We start from the raw sequence: 4,330 nt of genomic DNA on the forward strand, positions 1-4,330 counted from the left end.
CGAGCGCGGAGGGCCCGGGCAGTTCCTGCTGCCGGCGGGCGTCTGGGTCGATACCGACGGACGGATTTATCTGGTCGATCAATTCTTTAGTAAGATCGACGTCTTCCGGCCTGCCGCCGTTCCAGCGGGATCGCGGCCCGGCGCTCCGGACGGCTCCGCATCTTCCTGATCACCGCCGGAAACACATGGCATCGACTGGTAATTCCGCCGCGTCGAGCCTGCGCCCCCGTCCGCGTTAACCTAATTTCTGTCGGGCTACAGCTTTTTTTCGATTTCTTGACCGCGGTCAATGTTCCCCCACAGAAAGTATGGGATTAAAGACACAGGGTTTATTTGAACCTTTGGCGCACCGCAGAAGTGCAACGGGGTTCGGCGAATACACGGAGGTCCGGATGAAGACGGCATCTGTTGCCCTCTTGGCGGCTGTGATTGTGGCCGCCATGATCGGCGGAAGTTCGATTGCTGTAGCGCAGACCAGCATTGACGGTTCGCGGCACGACCTAGCTACGGGAACCGGCGACAACAACGAGATCTGCGTCTACTGCCATACACCACACGGCTCCGAGACAACCGTCGAAGCGCCGCTGTGGAACAAGCCGGCCTCAGGCGCGACCTATCAGACTTACGACAGCACGATCAGCACGACGCTGGACGGTGCGGTACTCGGCGTCGGTTCGGTTTCGATCGCCTGCCTGAGCTGTCACGACGGCACACAGGCGATGGACACCGTCATCAACGGCCCGGGACGCGACAACTTCACGCCCGGTGGCGCGCGTATCGGCAGCCTGGGTGGCACCGGCGAGATCGACGATCCGACGGGCAACCCCAACACCCCCCTCAACCCCGTGGCCAACATCGGCACCGACCTGACCAACGACCACCCGATCGGCATCCTCTATGGCGGCTTCGACACCGGAAGCGGTGTTTCCGACCCGGATTTTGTCACCCCGGCCACTGCCAGCATCAACACCGTAACGCAGTGGTGGGTAGACACCGCCGAGGTCGGCGCACAGGTCGGCGTCCGCGAGAAGACGGATATGATCCTCTATCGGCGCGACAATGGCGGCACCTTCCAGCCCTTTGTCGAGTGCGCGAGCTGCCATGATCCTCACAATCCGGTCAACGGCACCTTCCTGCGCATCGCCAACGACAACAGCGACGTCTGCCTGGCATGCCACGTCAAGTAGCGAAGTTGTACTGCGGAGGTGAGCGCCAGGCGACCGGCGCGCCGGTGGCCGGAGCGCAGAAAGGCAACGGTCACGCCAGGCAAGTGATCTCCACCGCGTCCGCGCCTGTCGGCGAGCGATAGCCGATCATGGTTGGGCGCAATGGAACCGAAAGGACGCACCGGCATCGCGGGCCCTCGCCCTCGATGCCGGTTACCTGTTACTCCGGCATCGCCACCTTGGCCTGTCTCGTAGCGGCGGCGCCCGCCATGGGCCAGGGTATCGACGCAACCCGACATGACCTGCGCGGCGGCGGCGTCAGCCAGATCTGCGTGTTCTGCCATACACCGCATGCCGCCAATGGCGATATTGATGCGCCGCTGTGGAACAAACCGGCGACGGGCGCCACCTACACCACCTACGACAGCTCCATCAGCTCCTCCCTGGACGGTGCGGTACTAGCTGTCGGGTCGGTCTCGATTGCCTGCCTGACCTGTCACGACGGCACCCAGTCGACCGACATCGTGATCAACGGTCCCGGCCGCGCCAACTTCGGCCTGGCCGGCATTGCGCTGCGGGGCGGCGACCGCTTCCTTGATCCCGACCAGAGCTATACGCTGGGAGTTGACCTCAGCAACGACCATCCCATCGGCATCCAGTACGGCGGCTATGCGCCCGGCGGCAACGGGCCGATCGACCCGGATTTCAAGACGGAGGGCGGCGCCAGCCCGGGCCTCCAGTCCGCGGAAATTAACGGCCAGACCCAGTGGTGGGTTGACACCGAGATCGCGCCTAACGGTACCCGCGACAAGTCGGACATGATCCTCTATGCGCGGAACAACAACGGATCAGTGGAACCCTTTGTCGAATGCGGCAGCTGCCATGACCCGCACTCGGATACGAACGAGCTGTTCCTGCGAATAGCCAACGACAACGGCCAGGTCTGCCAGGCCTGCCACGTGAAATGAGGAGATCGACCTCGCGAGTATCGCGCCGCGCCGCATTGAAATAATTCGGCTGCCATGGACGTAGTCTCATACAGGAACGACGGCCCAGTAAGGGCCGCAGAACAAGAAACCGGCCACACAAGGCCAAACAAAAGTGTTTTGCGGATGACACGAAAATGGACAGGAAGAAACGTCGGGGAGCCCTGCGTCTTGGCGCCATAGGGAGGGCGGCGCTGCTGTTGATGACCCTCGCGGCCGCCTTGCCGCCGGGGCCGGCAGACGCATCGGAATCGGTATTCGCCGTCATCGACGGCGAAACAGTGAGCGAGTCGCAGTTTCAGACCTTTCTCCTCCAGTTCGCTCGCAGCAAGTTCTATCACCGCGTCCCGGAAGGCGGTCTTGAAGCCGTCAAGTCGGAAGCCGCAGAAGCGCTGATTCTGCAACGGCTTCTTGTGCACGAGGCCGCAAGGCGCGGACTTGAGGAGGATCCCGAAGCTGTCAACCGGCAGATGGCGCGCCTTGAAGAGCGCTACAAGGGCACCGAAGCCTGGGAGCAGATCCAGGCCGACGAGGCGCAGCTTCGCACGGCGCTGATCGAGCGCAGCAAGGTTTCCGCCTTGGAGGATGCCGTCCGCCAGGTCAAGGACCCGGGAGATGAGGCTCTCACGGTTTTCTACCGGGACAATATCGAGCGATTCACCGAGCCCTCGCGTGCCAACCTTAAGGTGATCCTGATCGGCGTTCCGCCCTGGGAAACCGCCGCCACCTGGGAAAAGGCGCGGCAAACCGCCGAAACTGTGGCGGCAGATATCATCGCGGGCGCCAGCTTCGAGGAAAAGGCAAGGGAAATCTCGACGCATGCCTCGGCTGCGCAAGGCGGCGACCTCGGTTTCATCCACAGCGGCATGCTGTCTGCATCGGCCCAGGAGGCGGTCGACCGCTTGGGCGAGGGAGAGCTGTCTCCGCCGGTAAAGGTTCTCGAGGGCTACACGCTGTTTCGTCTCGAAGAACGAAGTGCGCCCCAGATCAGAGAATTTGCCGAGGTGCGCGACCGGGTACTGAAGCTCTATCAGCGTGAGCACTCTGAGACACGCTGGAGCGGGTTTCTGGCCGACCTGCGGGCCAAGGCGGACATTGTCATACCGGGCGAGGAGGGAACCGCGAAAGTCGAATGATCTTCATTGCTCTCCCTGCAAGCGGTTATGTGCCGGCTCCCCCTCCCCGCGAGGTCCCTCCGACTCACAGTCATTTGTCTGATTGGGTGTGAGATGACTGCCTGCAGCTCAACGGATATGTCGACCCTGCCACCGGTGGCTTTGTCCGGCTCGATCGGCAATGTCACACAAACGCGTCAGTTCGACGAGGAACCGCGCGAATACAGCAACTCCGTGACCGGCACCCTGCGCGCAAAAAGCTATGTCTGGCAGCCCTGGTTCGTGACGACGGAAGGCGGCGCCTCCCTGACCCATCGCTTCGTCGAGGGCGGCATCAACAACGACAATGCTTTGGTGGTCAGCGGCGACATGACCCTGGGAATCCTGCCGATCAGCCAGTACCCCTCGACGATCAACTACAGCCACACCGACAGCCGGACCGAAGGCAGCTTCGGGTTCGACTTCGTGCGCGATCGCGTCAACGTCACCAACCGAGCGTCCATCTCGAACGATCTGAAGACCTTCAGCCGCTTCACCTACCAGACGGTCGATCAGGAAGAAGTGGGCTTTCAGGAGGACCTCACCCTCGGCCTCACGGTGAACAAGAACTTTATCGACAACGCGACGACACTGAACCTCGAATACTCACAGAGCGAATTTTCCGCGAGTGACCCGGAGGACGAGGATGAGGACCAGTTGACTGGCCTCGTGACTCTCAGCCACGCCTATACGCCCAATTCACAGTTCAATCTGCAGAACCGCATCACCGCGATCCGCGAGGAGGAGGATCAGGATTCGCGCTCGCGCGACCGGCTCTCCCTGCAGGCCGTCTCGCAGAGCTTCTGGCGCCCGCGGGAGGCTCCCTATACGGTAACCTCCGCCCTGCGCGCCCTTCGCGAAGTAGTCGATTCCGCCGGAACCAACGCGGCAAACGACACCGACGAGGTCCTGATCAGCGGCATTGTCGGTGTCAACTATCCCATCATGCCGCGCCTGACAACGAACTTCGGGATCAACGGGCTTTACGAAGACACGCTCGCAGAGGACGAAGACTCCGGCGCCG

4 protein-coding genes are annotated in these 4,330 nt (G+C 62.2%); all 4 read left to right on the plus strand.

The genetic code is table 11. The annotated features are described in order from the left end of the window. The first annotated feature begins 392 nt into the window (after positions 1–392). Entirely contained in the window at positions 393–1,187 is a 795-nt protein-coding gene (locus ACQY7U_RS13600) for a cytochrome c3 family protein (protein ID WP_428645273.1), read from the plus strand. A gap of 185 nt (positions 1,188–1,372) precedes the next feature. Further along, complete coding sequence (locus ACQY7U_RS13605) at positions 1,373–2,134, plus strand: cytochrome c3 family protein (RefSeq protein ID WP_428645275.1); 762 nt, start codon at positions 1,373–1,375, stop codon at positions 2,132–2,134. Positions 2,135–2,289: 155 nt separating this feature from the next. After that, positions 2,290–3,288: a peptidylprolyl isomerase gene (locus ACQY7U_RS13610; RefSeq protein ID WP_428645277.1), complete on the plus strand. Its 999-nt coding sequence runs from the start codon at positions 2,290–2,292 to the stop codon at positions 3,286–3,288. A gap of 93 nt (positions 3,289–3,381) precedes the next feature. After that, the coding region (locus tag ACQY7U_RS13615; RefSeq protein ID WP_428645279.1) for a hypothetical protein at positions 3,382–4,330 on the plus strand (949 nt) is incomplete at its 3' end.

The sequence above is a fragment of the Roseibium sp. genome (genome assembly GCF_050301095.1).
In the GTDB taxonomy this organism is placed as follows: domain Bacteria; phylum Pseudomonadota; class Alphaproteobacteria; order Rhizobiales; family Stappiaceae; genus Roseibium.